We start from the raw sequence: 18,652 nt of genomic DNA on the forward strand, positions 1-18,652 counted from the left end.
CGAGCGCCTGGGCTTCTAGCCTGGCCTGACATGGGGGAGATGAGTCTCGACGGACTACCCAAGGGAAAGCGCGGGGAGACCCTGCGCATGGCGGCCGAGCACTCCCGGCTATGGGAGCTTCAGCCGTGACGGTGCGTCCCAGGGTACTGCCGCGCCAGTACTTGCCAGTCGCGCGACTTGGTCCTAGCATATGCGAAGCAAACGTGGCTAGATCGGCGGTACCTTGAAACAAATAACAGAAGGAAGCAGCCCAGCGGTGGCATCAGCCTCTATGGTCCTCGGGGGCCTCGCTACGCATGCCAGCAGGACGATGATGCTTGCCGAGCTTTCGCTGCTCCTGGAGGCGGTGCCTGCGGGCAGCTCGTCGAACGACTACGCCCGAGCGGTCACGGACGACAACGTCCTGCTGAAGGCGGCGTCTTCTACCCGGAAGAAGACTCTTCGGCACCTGCGCGAGCTGTACGCCCTGGACGAACGGGACGTTACGTTCGGCATCCTGCGCAAGCTCTGGGAGTACGACCCGCCGTCGCGCCCCTTGCTGGCGCTCTTGATGGCGATCACCCGCGACGGCCTTCTACGTACTACGGTTCCTGTAATCGTGGAGGCGCCCTTTGGTGACGCTGTCGACGCCGGCAGGCTGTCCGAGGCCGTAGGCGCGGCTTTCTCGACCAGGCTGACGAGTGACGTGCGCGCCAAGGTCGGGCGCAACACGGCCTCGTCCTGGACCCAGTCCGGGCACCTGAAGGGAAGGGCGAAGAAGGTGCGCGTCCGCGCGGGTGTCTCGGCCGGCGCCGTCGTCTTCGCGCTCATCCTGGGGCACCTCCACGGGGTACGGGGCCTCCCCCTGTACGATACGGTGTGGTCGCGGTCTCTCGATGCGTCCGGCAACGAGATCGACGCGCTCGCCTTCGCCGCCTCGCAACGGGGATGGATGGAGTACCGCAGGATGGGCGAGGTGGCCGAGTTCGGCTTCTCGAAGCTTTTGCCCCGGAGGGACGAATACCGTGGCTAGCGTCGAGGGTCTAGTCAAGGCTTACGAGCGCTTCGTGAGCCTGCCCTGGGGCAAGAGCGTCGCCCCTCAGCAACGGGTCTGGTTCGCCCTCTACGACCCGCGCGACGAGCGGCGCCTTCGAGTCCGGATCGGAGCTTTCGAGGCGGCGACGGTCCGCTCCGACCACGCGTGGATCGCGTGCGACCTCACCGACGAGTTCGCCCGCTGGATGTCCGCGCACGACTACCGCGAGAGCTACTTCGAGTCCCCGGAGGATCTCGGCGGGATGGTCCTAGATGAGTTCGCCGATCACGTCGCTGAAACCGTCAAGCAAGCCCTCGCCTCCCCGAGCGCCGGCCCGGAGAGCGTGGTCGCGCTCTACGGGATCGCCTCCCTCTTCGGCTTCGTGCGGGTCTCCCGGTTGATGGAGATGGTCGCTCCGCACGCCCGTGGTCGCCTCCTGGTCTTCTTCCCCGGCGAGCACGACAACGGCAACTACAGGCTGCTCGACGCCCGCGACGGCTGGAACTACCTCGCCGTCCCCGTAACTGCTCAGGAAGGTATCCCTCTGTGAGAAACCGAGAAGTCTTCGTCAAGGACCCCCTGAAGACCACCATCCCCAATGACGGGGTGGCGAAGCTCGGCGAGCCGAGCACGGAGCAGGAGTGGGAGGTGCTGCGCTACGAGCTCTCTACCTTCGTCTGCAAAGGCGAGTACGAGCGGGGCCTCGACAAGATGCTTTCCAGCTACCTCGCAAACCTCGGCAAGGCCACGCAGCCCGCCGCCTGGGTCAGCGGTTTCTACGGCTCCGGCAAATCCCACCTCGTCCGCGTACTCGAGTTCCTCTGGCGTGACGTGGCCTTTCCGGACGGAGCGACCGCCCACGGCCTAGTGGACCTGCCCGACGGGATCCGAGAGCACCTACGCGAGCTGACCACGATCGGGAGGCGCGGAGGGGGCCTCTGGTCGGTCGCCGGCACCCTGGGTGCCGGAGCCGGCGACAGCGTGCGGCTGTCGATCCTGAGCATAGTGCTCCAGAACGCCGGGCTGCCTGGGCAGTACGCTCAGGGCCGCTTCGTCCTCTGGCTGAAGCAGAACGACCTCTTCGATACCCTTAAGGAGAGGGTCGAGGCGGACGGACGGGGTTGGCGCGCCGAGCTCTCGAACCTCTTCGTCTCCCGGCACATCCCCCGCATCCTGCTGGAGCTCTCGCCGGGCTTCGCATCGAGCGAGGCCGAAGCCCGGCAGACCTTGAAAGCTCAGTACCCGGAGCGGCAAGACATAAGCGACGAGGAGTTGCTCGACGCGATGACGGAAGTGCTCGCGTTGCAGTCCGGCGACCGGGAGAACCCGCCCTGCACGCTGCTCGTGCTCGACGAGCTCCAGCAGTACGTTGGGGACAACGCGGACCGTGCCCTGCGGGTGCAGAACGTGGTCGAAGCGTGCTCCTCGCGCTTCGGAAGCCGCGTCCTGTTCGTTGCTACCGGACAGTCGGCGCTGCAGGCCACGCCGCAACTCAGCCGGTTGCAGGGGCGGTTCACGGTCCGGGTCCCGCTCGCCGACGCCGACGTCGAGCAGGTCGTCAGGGAGGTCGTGCTCCGTAAAGCCGAGGACAAGCGGCCCGACCTCCGCCGCGTTCTCGACGACAACAGCGGCGAGATCGACCGCCAGCTCAGCGGGACCGAGATCGGGCCCAGAAGGGCCGACAGCGACGTGCTGATCGCCGACTACCCCCTCCTGCCCGCCCGGCGGCGCTTTTGGGAGCGTGTACTGCGCGCGACCGACAGGGCCGGGTCCAACTCTCAGCTCCGCGCCCAGTTGCGCATCGTCCACCAGACCACCCGCGAGGTCGCGGACGACCCCGTCGGTACCGTGGTGCCGGCCGACGCCCTCTACGAGCACCTGTACCTCGATATGATCTCGACCGGCGTCCTTCTTCGCGGGGTGGACAACACCATCCGCGAGCAGCGGGACGGGACCCCAGGAGGCGAGATCCGCTCGCGGCTCTGCGCCCTGATCTTCCTGATAAGCCAGCTCCCGACCGAGCCCGGCAGCGACACGGGGGTCCGGGCGACGGTGGAGACCCTGACGGATCTTCTGGTCGAAGACCTGCGCGCCGGCGGCGCCTCCCTTCGCGCTAGCATCCCCCAACTCCTCGAAGGGATGGTGGAGAGCGGCAAGCTGATGCAGGTGGACGGCGAGTACCGGCTGCAGACGGTCGAGGGCGCCGAGTGGACGGCCGCCTACGGCAGCGCCTACGCCCGCATCATCGGCGATGACGGCCGGATCGCCAACGACCGCGCGAGGGAGCTGAAGCAGGCCGTTGCCGGCGCCCTCAAAGGGCTGGGCTTCCCCCAAGGCGAGAGCAAGACGCCCCGCAAGGTAGAGCCGCACTTCGGCGCCGACGCTCCGCAGACCGGCACGGGGGCCGTCCCCGTCTGGGTCCGCGACGAGTGGTCCGTGGGCGCGAAGGCCGTGAGCGACGAGGCGCGCGCGGCCGGCGTGGAAGACCCGACGGTGTACGTGTTCTTGCCGCGCCGCGGCGCCGACGAGCTCAAGAAGGCCCTCGCGAGCTACGAGGCGGCCACGGAGGTCCTGAGCAGCCGGGCGACGCCGAGCACGCGCGAGGGCGAGGAGGCGCGCGCGGCGATGGAGTCCCGCCAGCGCAGGGCCCGCGCCGGCCTGGACGCCGCCATCGGGGTGGTGCTGGAGAACGCCCGCGTCCTCCAAGGCGGGGGCACGGAGGTCGTGGAGGGCTCCTTGCGGGCCGCGGTCGAGAGGGCCGCTCGTGCCTCCCTCGAGAGGCTCTACCCGCAGTTCCGCACCGGCGATCACGCCCGCTGGGATGCCGTTATGAAGCGCGCCCGCGAGGGAAGCGGCAGCCCGTTGGAGCCGCTGGGCTACGAGGGCAACGCCGAGAGCCACCCGGCCTGCTCCCGGATCCTCGCCTCCGTCGGCGCGGCTGGGAAGAGAGGCCGAGACGTGCGCGCCGAGTTCAGGATGCCCCCCTACGGCTGGCCGCAGGACGCGGTGGACGGCTCGCTCCTTACGCTCCTCTCGGAGGGTCTGCTGAGGGCCTCCCAGAACGGCAGGCCCGTCACCGCGAAAGAGGTCGACGGCGCTAAGGTAGGGGCCACCGAGTTCCGGTCCGAGACCGTACACTTCACCCGGCTGCAGCTCATCAAGGTCCGCAAGCTGTTCGCCGACGCGGGCATGCAGGTGAGGAGCGGAGACGAGCTTCAGGCCGCCCTCGCGTTCCTCGACGCGGCGATCCGACAGGCCGAGGCCGCCGGCGGAGACGCTCCGCTCCCCGCGCCGCCCGACACCCAACACCTGAAGGCTATGAAGTCCCTGAGTGGCAACGAGCTCCTGCTGGCCCTCCACAACGCGGCCGATAGGCTGCGCGAGGAGATGGCCCTGTGGAAGAAGGCCGAAGCAGAAATCCGGATCCGCCTGCCGCGCTGGAGACGCCTGACGCGCCTCCTCGACCACGCCCGACCGCTCCACGAGTCCGACGGGCTCCGGGGGCAGGCGGAGGCCATCCGCCGGGAGCGGACGCTGCTCGACGAGCCAGACCCTGTACAGCCGCTCCTCCGGGAGACCGCGGACCTCTTGCGGGCGGCGGTAGGGAGCGCCCACGCACAGTACGCCTCGACGTTCGAGGCCGGGCTGCGGAACCTGGAGGGCTCGGAGGCTTGGCGCTCCCTGCCCGCGGGGGAGGCAGGAAGCATCCGAGCCGCCAACGGCTTATCGGCCCGACCGGAGCCGGGTCTCGGTACCGCCGAGGCCGTCCTCGACTCCCTCGACCGCACCTCGCTCTCCGAATGGGACAGCCTAATTGTCGCCCTCCCCGAGCGCTTCGCGCGCGCCTCTGAGGCCGCCGCGAAGAAGCTCGAACCGCAAGCCTTCCGCCTCCGGCGCCCCAGCGCTACGCTCAAGACGGCTGCTGAGGTCGACGCCTACCTCGACGAACTGAGGGCCGAGATCATGACCCACATCGAAAAGAAGCGGCCGGTGATCCTGTGAGCCGCCCGTGCTAACGCGGTGGACGCCTGCCCCGAGCGGCCCGGAAAGCCCAGAGGATCGGTCGCGCCGGAGGGAAGCAAGGAGAACGTCAAAGATACGGGGGGACAGAGATGCAACTCTTTAGGGTGCGTACCGACGATCACCTGAGCGTGGAGGGCGAGGTCGCCCCCAGCCGTTTCAAGGACTGGACCGTGGGCGGTCGCACGGGCCGGGAAGAGCACATCGAGGAGCTGCTCGTGCGTCACCCTGGCCTCCTCAACTTCGAGACCTTTGACCTTGGCATGAGCTCGAACGACGAGGTCCTTATAGTCTCCCAGCAGCCCATCGCCTCTAACAGAAAAAGGGCAGATCTCCTGGGAGTGCATAGAGACGGCAGCCTCGTGGTGATCGAGATAAAGCGCGACGCCGAAGACGCGAGCCATCGCACTGAGAGCCTGGAGTTCCAAGCCCTGCGCTACGCCGCAGCGAGCAGAAAAATGACCGCGTCCGAGGTGATTGGCCTCTTCAAGAACCATCTAAGGAAAAAGGAGGCGAGTGAGGAGACCGGGGAGCTGGGAGACTCCTATTGGAGGGCGCTCGCCGTAAAGCGTCTCGGCTCTCACCTTGTAGAAGAGGACGAGGAGATGACCGAGGAAGACCTCGCCTCTATCATCGATCCGCGTAAGAAGCAGAAGATTTACTTGGTGGCCGCGAGCTATGAAGGGGACGCTACGGCCGCCTGCGCCTGGCTGCGCGAGCACGGTATCGACATCTCGGCCTTTCGACTGAGGCCGTATGTCATCGCGGGCGAACCTGTACTCGAGCGGGAACGGCTTATCCCGCCGCCGGAACTCGACGAGTTTATGAGCGAAACGTTCGCCGCTGTGCAGGCGCCCGAAACGCCAACAACCGCTTCCACGGCCCGGAAACCCATCATAAAACCCAGTGAGTTGACGTGGTCCGACAGGGAAGAACCGGTGTATGTGGCAAGTTGGCGAGCCCTACTCCAGCACGTCATTACCCGGGCGCTCTCGGAGGGCATGCCTCCCGAACAATTGCCCTTGAGATGGGCTCATGACGACAAGAGCGGCATGATCGCTTCGGCGTGGATAGAGACTCAAAATTCTTCCGTGGAAGGGCAAGATCGCCATGAACACAGTGGGATGTTCGTAGATCTGCACGGCTCATCTGAATTCATCAGGGGTACGGTGAACACCATACTGCAAAGATGGAACACGCCGGTTGAGCTAACAGTAGAGACCGTCAACGGCGACACCTACGAGTTCCCGCTCTCCCCATGACCAGGGAAATGCCAACGCGGTAGACCACGATACGCGCGCGGACCAAATTCCTGCGTCCCACCCCCAAGCCCCAAGAGGTCCACATCCAAAGGAGACTATGGCACCCCTAGATCCAGCCCTCCGCAGAGTCCTTGAAGTCAGGATCATCGCCGCCCGCAAGGCCGCGGAAGCGGCAGCCCGCTCCGCGCTCGACGCCCTCGCCGTCCGCGAGAGGGAGCCCTACGCAAACCTCGGCCCAGAGGACCGCAAGCTCCGCAACCAGTTGCGGGCCAGGGCGCGACAACTTGGGGAGGGGAGCCTGGAGGCAGGCTACGACCGGCTCGTGGCCGAGTGCGCCTACGAGCAGTGGCACCGGATGCTCTTCGCCCGCTTCCTCGCCGAGAACGACCTCCTAATGCACCCCGAAGGCGTCCCGGTGACGCTGGCCGACTGTGCGGAGCTCGCCGGCGAGGAGGGCGATGCGGACGCTTGGGCGACCGCATCGCGCTACGCCGCTCGCATGCTCCCCGGCATCTTCCGCAACGAAGACCCCGTCCTCAAGGTGCGCCTCTTCCCCGAGGGGCGCAGCGCCCTGGAGCGCATCCTGGAGGAGATCCCCCCGCCCGCCTTCACCTCCGACGACGGGCTCGGCTGGGTCTACCAGTTTTGGCAGACGGAGGCTAAAAGAGAGGTCAACGCGAGCGGGCGCAAGATCGGGGGCGCCGACCTCCCTGCCGTCACCCAGCTTTTCACCGAGGACTACATGGTGAAGTTCCTCCTGCACAACACCTTGGGGGCGTGGTGGGCCGCCCGCCACCCCGACAGCCCGATCAACGAGACCCTCGAATACCTCCGCCGCCTCGACGACGGCGCCCCCGCGGCCGGAAACTTCCCCGGCTGGCCCGAGACCGTGGCCGAGTTGCGCGTCCTCGACCCCTGCTGCGGCAGCGGCCACGTCCTCACCGCCTCCGCCGACCTTCTCGCCCGGATGCGCGCCGAGGAGGAGGGGCTGGACGAGGCAGAGGCGTTCGAGGCCGTGCTGCGCGACAACCTCTTCGGGCTGGAGCTCGACGCCCGCTGCACCCAGCTCGCCGCCTTTGCTCTCGCCCTGCAAGCCTGGAAACGTGGCGGTTACCGCGAGCTGCCGATACCGAACGTCGCATGCAGTGGTCTCGCGGCCGGCGGGCGCATGGAGGAGTGGACCCGGCTCGCGAACGGCGATGCTCGCCTGGAGGAGACCCTGCGCCGGTTGCACGCCCTCTTCAAGAACGCCCCCGACCTCGGAAGCCTCATAGACCCGTCGCGCGTTTCGCAAGCTTTCACGTTTGAAGTCGCCGACTTCGAGGAGGCCGAGGAATTATTAGGGAAAGCACTCACCCGTGAAAAAAACGACGTTGATTTGACGGCTGCTGTATTTGGTGAGACAGCGCGTGGTTTGGCGAGGGCCGCAGCATTGCTAAAGGGGCGTTACCACCTTGTCGCTACGAACGTCCCGTATCTAGCTCGCGGCAAACAAGACGAAATCCTCAAAGATCACCTCGAAAAGTATTACCCAGCTGGTAAAGCCGATCTCGCAACTGCTTTCGTCCAGCGGTGTAGCGACTATTGCGCCCCTGGTGGCTCTTACGCTCTGGTGACACCACAGAACTGGCTCTTTCTTGGCACATACAAGAAGCTGCGCGAACGTCTGCTTAAGACACAAAGTTGGGACTTCGTCGTTCGGTTGGGTCCGAAGGGTTTTCAGACGCCCATGTGGGATTTCAACGTGATGCTGATAACTCTTAGCAACACCCCGCCCGCTTCGGGTTACCCAATGGCCGGCCTCGACGTCAGCGATCGCAAAACGCCCGCCGAGAAGGACCACGCTCTCCACGATGCGGAAGTTTTGACACTTCCGCAGGCCGAGCAACTGGAGAATCCGGATGCTCGCGTGGTATTGGAAGAATCATCTACTCTGCCTCTACTGCAGAAATACGCACGGAGCTTTCAGGGAATAAAAACGGGAGACGATCTGCGTTATCGAAGGACTTTTTGGGAAGTTCCCTCCTTCAAGGGTGTACGACCCTTCCACAGTACGGTAGCTTCGACGCAAACTCACGGGGGTCTTGAACATGTCGTTGACTGGCGCGATCACGGGGCGGGAATGGCTCGCTTACAGGGCATGGGTGCGTGGAGGAAGCAGGGTGTTGCTGTAAGCCAAATGGGGAATTTGCCTGCGGCGCTATTCTTCGGCGATGTTTTTGATAGCAACATGTCTCCAATAATTCCAAACGATAAAGCTTATCTTCCTGCTATCTGGTCGTTCTGCTCTTCTCAAGAGTTTAGTGTTGAAGTGCGCAAAATCGATCAAGCCTTAAAGCCGACTAACACAGCTCTTGTGAAGGTTCCCTTCGACCTCGAACGCTGGCAGAAGGTCGCAGACGAGCAGTACCCGGACGGCCTGCCGGAACCGTACTCTGACGACCCGACGCAGTGGTTGTTCAAGGGAATAGTGACGGACACGACCGAGCCGTTGCAGGTCGCGGTGGCGCGGCTGCTGGGCTACTCCTGGCCGGATCAGGCCGAGGACGGCCTCGCACCCGACGCGGACAGCATAGTCTGTCTGCCGGCGGTCGAGGACGAACTGCCCGCCGCCGAGCGGCTGCGCTCCCTCCTGGCGCGGGCCTACGGCGAGGAGTGGTCGCCCGCCCTGCTCGACCGGTTGCTCGCGGGCGCGGACCACGCCGGCAAGGACCTGGGTACGTGGCTCAGAGACAAGTTTTTCGCCCAGCACTGCAAGCTCTTCCACAACCGCCCGTTCATCTGGCACGTCTGGGACGGCAGGAAGGACGGCTTCTCCGCCCTTGTCAACTACCACCGGCTAGATAAGTCGAACCTCGGGCGACTGATCTACACCTACCTCGGCGACTGGATCGAGGCCCAGACGAGCGCGGCGAGGGCCGGCGTAACCGGGGCGGACCTTCGCCTCGCCGCCGCCCAGGACCTCAAGAGGAGGCTGGAAGCCATCCTGCACGGCGAGCCGCCCCACGACATCTACGTCCGCTGGAAGCCTCTCCACGAGCAGCCCATCGGCTGGGAGCCTGACCTCAACGACGGCGTGCGCCTCAACATCCGGCCCTTCATGCAGGCCGGCGTGCTCCGTGCGAGGCCCAACATCAAGTGGAACAAGGACCGCGGCAAGAACCCCGACGGCTCCGAGCGCCACAACGACCTGCACCTCACGCGGGCGGAGAAGGATGAGGCTCGCAGAAAGCAGGCGAACACGCCGTGAGCAAAGTTCACTACTTCCAGCGTTACAGCCAACGGGAGAACGTCGCGACGAACAACACGCTCCTGCTGCTCTCGCGCCTGTACGCCCACGACCCCTCGTACCTTGCCGCACTCTTGAACGACCTCCTCGAGCCGACGGAGCCCATCAAGGTCGGCCCGACATTCACCCAGCAGCGGAGCCACGAAGGCGCGAGCGTCCCCGACGCCCTCATAGAGCAGAGAAGCTTCAAGCTCGTCGTCGAGGCCAAGCGGGGGACGGAGGCCACCCTGGCGCAGTTGAAGGAGCACCTGAACGCCTTCAAAGACGAGGAGACGAAGGTACTTGTGCTGCTTACGCCTACCGAGCAGACAGACGCCTTCAAAGAGGGGTTGAGAAAGGCGGTGAAGGAGTTCAACGTCCAGAGCGCCGAGAAAGGAAAAGAGGTCGTAGATCTCTGCACGACGTTCGAGAAGATAATAAACAGCTTCGGCGCCATCCTGGCCGACCACGACCACGAGATGCGGGAGCTCCTAGAGGACTACGAAGAGTACTGCTACGAGGAAACGTTGCTCCCTCAAAGGGATTCGTGGTTGCGAGCAGTCCCCTGCGGCAAGACGTTCGAAGACAACAAGGAGCTGAAGCTCTACTACCAGCCGGTCACGCGGTCGTCGAGAGAACACAAATACCTCGGCATCTACAAGGACAAGCAAGTCCGGTTCATCGGAAAGGTCCAACACATCGTCGAAGCCGACCTTGTCGAGGGAGAGCTATCCGGCAAGCTGGACGGCCTCGGTTCGGGAGAGCGAACCAGGATCGAGAAAGCCATCATGAAAGCCAAAAACATAGAAGGCTATGATATTTCCACCGGACACAAGTTCTTTCTCGTAGAGGAGTTCCACGAGACCTCGTTCGAGAAGGTGTCCCCAGGTGGCTTGCAGAGCCAGCGCTACTTCGATCTCGTAAACGAGTTGGGCCTGAAGAACGCGAAGGAGCTGCCCGAAGTAGCGGAGATAGCTCCATTGCTGAGTGAGAAGAAGTGGAGATAGCCTGCATAGAGGGCGGCAACCATACGACGCCACCCCGAAGAAATGCCTCGACATGGGACGGCCGCGGGACGAAAGGCAGAGCACCTGGCACCTCTTCAATGAGAAGCGGCCAATATCACCTCAAAGCCATCGGCGGCGTCGCGCGCATCAAGGAGAAACGTAGAACTGGGGCATTAGCACGTAAATACGTGCTACGCTACTTTGCGTGAACGGAACGGAGGCGCGCATGGAGACCAGGAACATAACGCTGTCCCTGCCCGAGGAGGTGCTGCGGGAGGCCAAGGTCTTAGCGGCGCGACGGGGCACGTCCGTCTCCGCGCTGCTCGCCGGGGCACTCTCGGAGCTGGTGGAGCGCGAGAGCGGGTACGCCGCGGCCAGGGAGAGGAGCCTGGCGGCGCTCGGCGGGGGTCGGGACCTCGGCACCGGAGGAGAGATACGTTGGGGCAGGGACGAGCTGCATGAACGTTGAGGCGGGGAGCCGGGAGCGGCGCTTCGTGGACACGAACCTCTTCGTGTACGCCCACGACGCTTCGGCCGGGCCGAAGAGGGAGGCCGCCCGGGACCTCATCGCCGGGCTGTGGGGGGAGCGCTCTGGCTGCCTGAGCGTGCAGGTCCTACAGGAGCTGTTCGTCAACCTGACGCGTAAGGTCCCGAAACCGCTGCCGGCGCGGGACGTAGCCGCCCTGGTGGAGGACCTCTCCGCTTGGACGATCCACTCGCCGGGCCCGCGCGACGTACTCTCCGCCGTAGAGCTGCACCAGCGGATGAGCGTCTCCTTCTGGGACGCCATGATCCTGACCAGCGCCCGCTCCCTGGGGTGCCGCGTCCTCTACTCCGAGGACCTGGGCGCCGGGCAGAGCTACGACGGCGTGCGCGTCATGAACCCCTTCGCGCCGGAGGACGGGCGGTGAAGAGCAGCCCAAGCGCGGCGCCGGCGACCCCTTGGGACGCCCTGCGCGAAGCCCTCCGCGCCGCCTCGGGCTACAACCGCGCCGACGTGGCGCCCCCCGCGGCGGTACTCTGGACGGACAAGGAGCGCCGCTGGGAGGGCATCGTTACTCGCCTGCGCGGCGATCTGCCCGTCCTGACGCTCGGCCCCTACGCCCCCGACGCCCTCACCGGGCCCGCAATCTGGCTGCGATGCGTCATCGCCGGAACTCTCCCCGAGGTAGAACTGCCGGCGGGGGACGCCCCGATCCTCTACCTGCCGGGCGTGGGACGTGCCGACCTACGGGCCGTCGAGGATTGTCCGAGGGAGCTTCAGCCGCTCGCCGAGTTGCAGTATCGGGGCGTGCTTTTCACCCAGAAGAACGCCCGCGACTGGACCCCGGCGGCCCTCCTGCAAAACAAGCTGGGCGTCGGGGTCTCCGAAGACGCCGCCACCCGTGAAGCGCTCGCCCGCTCCCTCCCAAAGCTACTCGACGAGCCCTTAGCGAGCCTCGAAGGCCGCTCCCCCCTGAACGCGGCCTACCTCGACGAGCTCCTGAGGCCCGACCCCGAGCGCGGCATACTGCTCTGGCTCGACGACCCCGAGGGCCAACGCACGCGCGCCGCAACCGTGGACCCCGGAGGTTGGGCCGCGTTTCGCGCGATCTGCAGGAGCCGTTACGGCTTCGACCCCGACACCGACGGCGACGTCACCGCCGCCGGCCTCCTCGGCAAACGCGAGGGGCCGTGGGAGGCCGTGTGGCGGCGCTTCGCCGAGGCGCCCACCAGATACCCCAACCTGCCCGGCGTGCTGGACCGCGCCCGGCCACACAAGACCACCCTCTTCGAGTCCTCCGCCGCCTACTGGCCCGGGGACAACCGGGAGGAAGAAAACCGGCTCCGCGCCTCGCTGCTAGGCTTGCCGAACGAGACCTTCCCCAGGGAGGCGCTTCTCGCCCTGGAGGCCGAGCACGGCGAACGGCGCGGCTGGGTATGGGCCGAGCTCGGGCGTGCCCCGCTCGCGCACGCCCTGCTGCCCCTCGCCGCCCTCGCGAGGGCCGTCGGGGAGCCACACGGCACGGGAGACCCTGCGGAGCTAGCCGAGCACCACGCCTCCGGCGGCTGGAAAGCGGATCGGGCCGCCCTCGAAGCCCTCGCCTCCGCCGTCTCCACAGAGGATTCGCGCGCCGTCCAGGCGGCCGTCGAGGCCGTCTACCGCCCCTGGCTGGAGGAGTGCGCCCGTCGCTTTCAGGAAGCCGTCGCCGCGACGTCCCTCCCCTCTCTGGAGCCCATCGCCTACGGCCCGGAGGGCGGGCTCTGCCTCCTGTTCACCGACGGCCTCCGCTATGACGTGGCCCAGCGGCTCGCGGAGACCCTGGAGGAAGGCACCGCCCACGTCGAGCGGGACTGGCGCTTCTCAGCCCTCCCCGGCGTCACGGCCACCGCCAAACCCGCCCTCTCGCCCGCGGGACCTTTGCTAAGTCCCGGTAAAGACTTCGACGCCGTCGCAAACGGTTCTAGGGTCACGGCGGATGGCCTCCGCCGCCTCCTCACGGACGCCGGATACCAGGTCCTCAAGGGGGAGGAGGTCGGCTCCCCGGATGGGTCGGCCTGGACCGAGTTCGGCGACCTCGACGCCACCGGTCACAGGAGGGGATGGAAGATGGCCCTCGACGTCGAGCGTTCGGTACGGGACCTTGCGGAGCGCATCCTCGAACTCCTCGAAGCCGGCTGGCCGGAGGTCCGCGTCGTCACCGACCACGGTTGGTTGCTCCTTCCGTACGGGCTCCCCAAGGTGGAGCTCCCCCAGCACCTGACGGTGGTCCGCAAGGGACGCTGCGCCCGGCTCAAAGGGGACTCGAGCGTCGATGCACAGGCCGTCCCCTGGACCCTCGACCCGGAAGTGCGGGTCGTCGTGGCCCCCGGCATCAGAGCCTACGAGGCCGGCAAGGAGTACGAGCACGGCGGCCTGAGTCCCCAGGAGTGCGTTGTGCCCGTCCTGACCGTAACGGCGGGCGCCCCCGCCACGGCCGCAACCGCGACCATCGCCGAGATCAGGTGGACAGGCCTCCGGTGCCGGGTTCGCGTAGAAGACGCGCCGGAAGGCGCGAGGGTAGACCTCCGCTCCCGTGCCGCCGACCCCTCGACCTCCATAGCGCCGGCCAAAACCCTAAAGGGCGGAGCGGCCTCCCTGCCCGTCGCCGACGATTCCCGAGAGTTCGAAGCCGCCATCCTCGTCGTGCTGGATCCCGACGGACGGGTGCTTGCCCAAAGGCTCACCACGGTGGGAGGCTAGAATGCCCGCGATGGAGCTCGACACCCTCGACAGGATCGCCGCCGAAGTCTTCGAGGGCTACGTCGTGCGCAAGGACCTCGCGCTCCGCTTCAAGGGACAGTACCCGGTCCCGACCTACGTGGGGGAGTTCCTGCTGGGCCGCTACTGCGCCAGCACGGACGAGGAGGAGATCGCCGAGGGCCTCGCCATCGTCGAGCGACAGCTCAAAGAAAGAACCGTGCGCGCCGGCGAGGAGGAGCTCTATAAGGCCCGCGCCCGCGAGGAGGGGCGGGTCAGGATCATAGACCTCGTCACCGCCCGCCTCGACTCGAAGAGCGACTCGTACCTCGCCACGCTCCCGAGCCTGCGCCTCAACGACGTCCGCATAAATCCTCAACTCGTTGCTGGCAACGAACGTATGCTCACCGGCGGCTTCTACGCCGAGGTCGAGCTCGAGTACGACGCCATCGTCGCTCAGGAGCAAAGCGGTCACCCCTTCGGCGTTGCATCCCTGCGAGCCATCCAACTCAGCACCCGCGCGGTCCTGGAGGACCTGTCCCGCGGACGCGAGTCGTTCACCACGGAGGAGTGGAAGCGCTTTCTGATCCGGAGCGTGGGTCTGGAGCCCGACGCCCTCTCCGAGCGTGAGCAGGACATTTTGCTCCTCCGTATGGTCCCGTTCGTCGAGCGGAACTACAACATGGTCGAGCTAGGACCCAGAGGGACCGGCAAGAGCCACCTCTACCAGCAGGTCTCGCCCTACTCCCACCTCGTCTCGGGCGGCAAGGCCACCGTCGCGAGGATGTTCGTCAACAACGCCACGGGCCAACGCGGGCTCGTCGCCCAGTACGACGTCGTCTGCTTCGACGAGATCTCCGGCGTCTCCTTCGACCAGAAGGACGGCGTCAACATCATGAAGGGCTACATGGAGTCCGGCGAATTTTCGCGCGGCCGCGAGAGCATCCGGGCCGACGGCGGCATCGTGATGGTCGGCAACTTCGACGTGGACGTCGAGCACCAGCAGCGCATAGGCCATCTCCTCAGTCCTATGCCCCCCGAGATGCGCGACGACACCGCCTTCATGGACCGCATCCACGCCTACCTCCCCGGCTGGGACGTCCCCAAGATGCGCTCCGACCTCTTCACGGAACACTTCGGCCTGGTGAGCGATTTCCTCTCCGAGTGCTGGGACCGCCTCCGCTCCGAAAGCAGGGTTTCCACCCTCCACGGTCGTGTCCAGTTCGGCGGCGCCCTCTCGGGCCGCGACACGATGGCCGTGCAGAAGACCGTCAGCGGTCTCCTCAAGCTCCTCTACCCAAACGCCCTCAAGCCCGTAACCGACGAGGACCTCGAGTGGGCCGTGCGGCTCGCGCTCGAGTGCCGCCGGCGCGTCAAGGAGCAGCAGAAGCGCATAGGGTCGGCCGAGTTCCGCAACACGCACTTCTCCTACCGCATCGGTGAGGACGGAATAGAGCAGTTCGTCCTTACCCCGGAAGTGGGGAGCGATGACCAGATAGGTGCCGACCCGCTTCCGCCGGGCCAGGTTTGGGCCATCGGTCCCGGCGGCCCAGACGACTACGCTGGCCTCTACCGCGCGGATGTCACCGTCGGCCCCGGCTCCGGCGTCCGCATCCTCAACCAGCCGGTCCCGCCGGCCTTCCGTGAGAGCGCCCGCTACGCCGAGCAGAACCTCTACGCTCGAGCTCAGGCCCTCGTCGGCGACCGCGACCCGCGGGGGCACGAGTTCTCGGTACAACTCCGCGCCTTCGACGCCTCAAGAAGCGGTGCGTTCCTCGGGTTGCCCGCCCTCCTGGCGCTGTGCAGCGCACTGCTGAAGAAAAGCCTCCGCGGCGGCCTTATAGCCGTCGGCGGCCTCAACCTCGGCGGCGGCCTGGATCCCGTACACAACGCCGTGAGCATCGCGGAGCTCGCGGTGGAGAAGGGCGCGGCTTCTCTCCTCATCCCCGTCTCCGCCCGGCGCCAGCTCAACGATCTCTCCGACGAGATGGCTACCAAGCTGACGATCCTCTACTACTCCGACGCCCGCGAGGCACTGGTCAAGGCACTGGGGAATTTTTAGGTGGACCACGGTGCGACATCGCAGCCGAGCCACGAACGAGGCGGACAACGCGTTGGGACAGAACGTACTCTCTTCCCGGCGACGTGAAGAATAAGGATCTGATGGGCGGTCGCTTGATGCGGGGTCGGGGCATGAACCCAAAGGTTTCTCCGCCTCTGTTTGCGGCATCCTACGGTGCCCCGAACTTGGGCGGGAGCACGTGACGCATGCGCATCTCGTACAACGCCCTCCCGACGAGGGAGGTCCGATCGAGGAGATCCCAAAGGTCCGAGACCTTGACCAGCAGGTCGGCGTCGGCCACCTTACTGGCCGGCGCGCCTCCTGAGGGTCCGCGCGGCAGTGCCCTCGTGGCGGCCTCCGTGCAGGCTATTCCGGTCGCGAGGTAGCTGATCATGATGCTCTGCGCGTACTCGGTCTCGACGACCTTCTCCTTCTCGGACGTCGTGAGCCTCATGTTGCCCTCCATGAAGCCAGGCATTAGCTTACGAAACCCGGAGTGGCTGTATCCAGAGAAGTAACCGTACTCCCTCTGCCAGCGCCGGAGCGCGTCCTTAAGCTGGGGATCGGAGACCTCGTCTATTACCTCCGCGGGCATCGGGAAGTTGGCGATGGTCTTAGAGGCCGCCTTCAGGTGGGGCGGCCTGGGCGTCCCCGGCGGGTTCCGGTAGCGCCACTCCACGAACTCCTTCTCCTCGTCAGAGATCCCCAGCCCCTTGCGCTCGTTCTCCAACCCGTCCGCATGCTCCTTCAAAAAATCGTCGTACCTCGTCAAACCCGAACGTTCGTCGACGTCCAGCAGGTGGCGCTCGTAGGCTTTGCGCCATTCGTCTTTGAGGTAGCGCTCGGTCCATTGCTCGGGGTTCTCAAGCAGCAACGCCACCACGTAAACCTTCTCGATCTGCTCCCGGGTTAGCGACATCGCGTCGGCCACGGCCGAAGGGTTCTCCTCGCGGTTCTTCATGAGCAACCTGATGCTCTTGTGTGTGCCTAGGAACTGCCTGAGCATGTCCGCCATCAGCGCCCGAAACGTGGCGCCCAGATCCGCCGACCGCTCGAAGGCGAGCGCCAGTGGATTCACCACCCGGGCGATTTGGTCATCGACCTGCTCCGCGTTGATGGCGTCCTCGACGTCGATGTCTCGCGAGTGCGCGTAATGGACCAAACGCCGCCTCCCGGAATTCTGTGGTTTATTCTGATTCCGAGTGACCAGTGCCGGCGGTCCGAAGAACTGGGAAGAACTCGAACTGCTTATACCCGAGTCCTCCCTGGCGGCGCTGCTTGCGGAGAAGGCGTAACTTGGCCAGACGGTCGGTGCGGTTGCTACAGGTAGTTAGCTTAAGGCTGAGCCTCTCGGCTAGCGAATCGTTTGTGTCTCCGGGACGAACTGAAGCAAGGGTGTGCGCTAGATAATCGGGCAGCTCGCCGACGACGTCCAGCACGGCCGGTCCTTCTTCGGGGACGTCCGCGATCAACATGGCAAGCTTCTTGCGTTCGAGGGCTACCTGGATTTCCTCCATGAGGTCCTCCTGCTCGCCGGACGAAAGGATGAGCACCACGTAGCGATCCTCGGCCTCACCAGCCGATAGCTCCTGCGCCAGTACGCGGAAGCACTCATCCGCGAAGGAAAAGTTCATGAACTCCGACGCCCGCGCGTCCACGCCCAGCACGGAGCCGGAACCTAGAGACCCGAGCCGTCGCTTGAGGCGGTCCCGCTCTATCGAACCGGTCTTGCGACCGGCCAAAACGCCAGAGACCCCCTCTTCGGGCACCGCCACGACGTCGTCAAGCGCGGCCAGATCCGCGGCGTGTGTGCTCAGAGTGGTCATGGCGCTCCTTTCATCACAATCAGTGAACGCTTAGTTTACTTTAGGCGCCGTCCGGGCCCAGTGTCAAATCTCACCCAAGCCGGAACTCGGCCTCAACGCACGTCCCGCAGAAACGGTCGGCTTCCTCCACGCGCGCGCCGGAGTACCCGGTGAATCCCACCCAACCCTCCCCGGACCAGGCAGTGAGCACGCCGTTGCCCTTTCCGACTTGCCTGAGGGCGCTGCCGAAGCCGCCCCCGCGGTCGTCGCTCACGCTCGACACCTCGTCCACGGCCGCCAGCCGAATGAGGTCGCCGTCGGTCAGGATGCCGCGGCCCACAGCTGCGGGGTGGTGTTTGAGCGTGGCCGGTATGCCAACACCCGCGTCCGAGACGGCCACGCAGATCCTCTTGCCCCCCGACCGGTAGGTCTGGACGGCAGTGTAGGCGCCGCACAAAGACTGGGCGTGGACCACCGCGTTCTCGAGGAACTCGGACAAAACCTTGCAGCAGCGCTGCACCTCCGCCTTCGCCAAGTTTTCTTTGGAGAGGAGACGATGGAACTCTAGGGTCACGGCCTGGACCTGTTCCTCGGTTTGAACGGTGCGCAGCTCTGACAGGGACGCATCGGCGTGTCGGGCGCCGACCTCCAGACGCGTAATGTCCCGATCGTAAACTGCCTTGTCACCCAAAACGTCGAAGACGTCCATGCGCTTCATGTAGCCCGCGACGTGGTCGGGTGGCAGCCGCACGCCCAGAGGGCGGTCCTCCATCGTCCACGTCTCTATGAGGCTGGACAGGCCGACCATCCCGCCGGGTCTGACGAACCGCACCCCCGACAAGTCTAGCTCGCCATTGGCGAGTAAGGCGCCAGACGATAGCTTGGCGCGGAGGCTTCCCATAGTGAGATCCCAGCTCGAACCCGCCCTCATAGCATAACCACCACCACGGGATGGATGTTAGCCCAAACCGGCCGCATCCCGCAGACGCCCCT

The 18,652-nt window shown here is 65.7% G+C and carries 13 protein-coding genes; 10 read left to right on the forward strand and 3 right to left on the reverse strand.

The window, feature by feature from the left end; genetic code table 11:
- The first annotated feature begins 256 nt into the window (after positions 1 to 256).
- The 10 genes from GBA65_RS02310 to brxL all read left to right on the forward strand — a co-directional run bounded on the left by GBA65_RS02310 (position 257) and on the right by brxL (position 15,854).
- Positions 257 to 1,012, forward strand: a complete 756-nt coding sequence (locus GBA65_RS02310) for a hypothetical protein (protein ID WP_166395199.1) — start codon at positions 257 to 259, stop codon at positions 1,010 to 1,012.
- Positions 1,005 to 1,565: a BREX protein BrxB domain-containing protein gene (locus tag GBA65_RS02315; protein ID WP_166395200.1), complete on the forward strand. Its 561-nt coding sequence runs from the start codon at positions 1,005 to 1,007 to the stop codon at positions 1,563 to 1,565. Before GBA65_RS02310 ends, GBA65_RS02315 begins: the two co-directional genes overlap by 8 nt.
- Positions 1,562 to 5,017 carry a BREX system P-loop protein BrxC gene (gene brxC / locus GBA65_RS02320; RefSeq protein ID WP_166395201.1) on the forward strand — a complete coding sequence of 1,152 codons (3,456 nt, stop codon included), beginning with the start codon at positions 1,562 to 1,564 and terminating at the stop codon, positions 5,015 to 5,017. The genes GBA65_RS02315 and brxC overlap by 4 nt, the downstream gene beginning before the upstream one ends.
- Before the next feature lie 149 nt (positions 5,018 to 5,166).
- The gene (locus GBA65_RS02325) at positions 5,167 to 6,297 is read left to right on the forward strand and encodes a PDDEXK family nuclease (protein ID WP_207956084.1); all 1,131 of its coding nucleotides are present in this window, start codon (positions 5,167 to 5,169) and stop codon (positions 6,295 to 6,297) included.
- Between the two features lie 97 nt (positions 6,298 to 6,394).
- Positions 6,395 to 9,547, forward strand: coding sequence for an Eco57I restriction-modification methylase domain-containing protein (locus tag GBA65_RS02330; RefSeq protein ID WP_166395203.1), 3,153 nt, complete (start codon positions 6,395 to 6,397; stop codon positions 9,545 to 9,547).
- Entirely contained in the window at positions 9,544 to 10,572 is a 1,029-nt protein-coding gene (locus tag GBA65_RS02335; RefSeq protein WP_166395204.1) for a hypothetical protein, read from the forward strand. Before GBA65_RS02330 ends, GBA65_RS02335 begins: the two co-directional genes overlap by 4 nt.
- A 226-nt stretch (positions 10,573 to 10,798) precedes the next feature.
- Positions 10,799 to 11,041 (forward strand): ribbon-helix-helix protein, CopG family, encoded by a 243-nt coding sequence (locus tag GBA65_RS02340; RefSeq protein ID WP_166395205.1) that lies wholly within the window; start codon positions 10,799 to 10,801, stop codon positions 11,039 to 11,041.
- Positions 11,031 to 11,483, forward strand: coding sequence for a PIN domain-containing protein (locus GBA65_RS02345; protein WP_166395206.1), 453 nt, complete (start codon positions 11,031 to 11,033; stop codon positions 11,481 to 11,483). Before GBA65_RS02340 ends, GBA65_RS02345 begins: the two co-directional genes overlap by 11 nt.
- A complete protein-coding gene (gene pglZ / locus GBA65_RS02350) occupies positions 11,480 to 13,795 on the forward strand; it encodes a BREX-1 system phosphatase PglZ type B (RefSeq protein ID WP_166395207.1) in 2,316 nt (771 codons plus the stop codon). The genes GBA65_RS02345 and pglZ overlap by 4 nt, the downstream gene beginning before the upstream one ends.
- A gap of 10 nt (positions 13,796 to 13,805) precedes the next feature.
- Positions 13,806 to 15,854 carry a protease Lon-related BREX system protein BrxL gene (brxL, locus tag GBA65_RS02355; protein WP_166398297.1) on the forward strand — a complete coding sequence of 683 codons (2,049 nt, stop codon included), beginning with the start codon at positions 13,806 to 13,808 and terminating at the stop codon, positions 15,852 to 15,854.
- A gap of 169 nt (positions 15,855 to 16,023) precedes the next feature.
- Here the strand turns inward: brxL and GBA65_RS02360 are convergent, their stop codons facing one another.
- The 3 genes from GBA65_RS02360 to GBA65_RS02370 form a co-directional block, all read right to left on the reverse strand.
- Entirely contained in the window at positions 16,024 to 17,016 is a 993-nt protein-coding gene (locus tag GBA65_RS02360; RefSeq protein ID WP_166395208.1) for a hypothetical protein, read from the reverse strand.
- 25 nt (positions 17,017 to 17,041) lie between these two features.
- The gene (locus GBA65_RS02365) at positions 17,042 to 17,680 is read right to left on the reverse strand and encodes a hypothetical protein (protein ID WP_166395209.1); all 639 of its coding nucleotides are present in this window, start codon (positions 17,678 to 17,680) and stop codon (positions 17,042 to 17,044) included.
- A 70-nt stretch (positions 17,681 to 17,750) separates the two neighbouring features.
- A complete protein-coding gene (locus GBA65_RS02370; RefSeq protein WP_166395210.1) occupies positions 17,751 to 18,491 on the reverse strand; it encodes an ATP-binding protein in 741 nt (246 codons plus the stop codon).
- Between the last annotated feature and the right edge of the window lie 161 nt (positions 18,492 to 18,652).

It is taken from the genome of Rubrobacter marinus, assembly GCF_011492965.1.
Classification (GTDB): Bacteria; Actinomycetota; Rubrobacteria; order Rubrobacterales; family Rubrobacteraceae; genus Rubrobacter_F; species Rubrobacter_F marinus.

Coding starts and splice junctions, on each gene's coding strand:
- GBA65_RS02330 (WP_166395203.1), top strand. CDS start 6,395: ATGGCACCCCTAGATCCAGCCCTCCGCAGAGTCCTTGAAGTCAGGATC.
- GBA65_RS02340 (WP_166395205.1), top strand. CDS start 10,799: ATGGAGACCAGGAACATAACGCTGTCCCTGCCCGAGGAGGTGCTGCGG.
- GBA65_RS02345 (WP_166395206.1), top strand. CDS start 11,031: ATGAACGTTGAGGCGGGGAGCCGGGAGCGGCGCTTCGTGGACACGAAC.
- brxL (WP_166398297.1), top strand. CDS start 13,806: ATGGAGCTCGACACCCTCGACAGGATCGCCGCCGAAGTCTTCGAGGGC.
- GBA65_RS02365 (WP_166395209.1), bottom strand. CDS start 17,680: ATGACCACTCTGAGCACACACGCCGCGGATCTGGCCGCGCTTGACGAC.